This window comes from Pseudomonas sp. VE 267-6A, assembly GCF_024126555.1.
Lineage (GTDB): Bacteria > Pseudomonadota > Gammaproteobacteria > Pseudomonadales > Pseudomonadaceae > Aquipseudomonas > Aquipseudomonas palmensis.
The window spans coordinates 1-435 of sequence record NZ_JAMYBY010000055.1 but is presented as its reverse complement, the minus strand read 5'-3'; the positions used below and the strand labels follow the sequence as shown (position 1 = coordinate 435).

1 protein-coding gene is annotated in these 435 nt (G+C 67.1%); it reads right to left on the bottom strand.

Going from position 1 to position 435, the window contains the following annotated elements; all coding sequences use genetic code 11:
* On the bottom strand, window positions 1-435 hold a 435-nt coding region (locus NJH59_RS25410; protein ID WP_253087477.1), incomplete at both ends, for an RHS domain-containing protein.

The window sequence follows — 435 nt, the reverse complement described above, 5'->3', positions numbered from 1 at the left end:
TTGCCCAAACCGACCGCTCCTCACGCACCTCCCCCCACGCCTTGTACTGCCCCGCCCACGCCATCTCGCCATTGTGGTCGGTCAGCTCCATTGGCGTGCCCAGGTGATCGCACTGGTACCACGCAAGCGCATCAAACGCCTGCGGCGGCATGTGCGTTTGCCACAGCGGGTCCTGGTCGAAGTCGTAACTGCGCTGGCTCCAGTCCGGCTGCTTGTGCAGCCGCACCGGCCCCCTGCGCAGGGCCTGGGCCACCGGCACAAAGCTGCCCGGCTCATACAGGTAATGCACCGTGCGGCCCGTATCGCCTTCATCACGCGGCGGGGCGCTTTCCCACGCCAGTGTGTCGCCGTCCCAGCCAAACAGCGTGAAGCCACAGTCCAGCTCACGCTGGCGCTTGGCCCGTTCAAGCTGATTCCAGCCCGTGCCGGCCTGCG